The organism is Aromatoleum evansii, from assembly GCF_012910805.1.
In the GTDB taxonomy this organism is placed as follows: Bacteria; Pseudomonadota; Gammaproteobacteria; order Burkholderiales; family Rhodocyclaceae; genus Aromatoleum; species Aromatoleum evansii.
Genome location: NZ_WTVK01000330.1, coordinates 1 through 205 on the forward strand (window position 1 = coordinate 1; position 205 = coordinate 205).

Here is a 205-nt window from a genome sequence, read left to right on the forward strand (position 1 = left end):
GTCGAGGACGAGAAGGCCTCCGGCGGCATCGATGAAGCCGATGGCGGACTCGGTTCGGTCGACAGCTCCATCGTCAATAACGTGAACTGGGGCGCCGACGGCTTCGGCAGCGCCACCACGTTCAGCGCCGGCGGGCAGAGCTTCGCTGCCGGCGCCACCGTCTACTGGGGCCAGGACGGCACCTTCCTCGGCGCCACCGCCACCG

General features: G+C 69.8%; 1 protein-coding gene. It reads left to right on the forward strand.

The genetic code is table 11. The features are described 5' to 3' along the window. On the forward strand, positions 1–205 hold a 205-nt coding region (locus tag GO615_RS28570; protein WP_169133136.1), incomplete at both ends, for a hypothetical protein.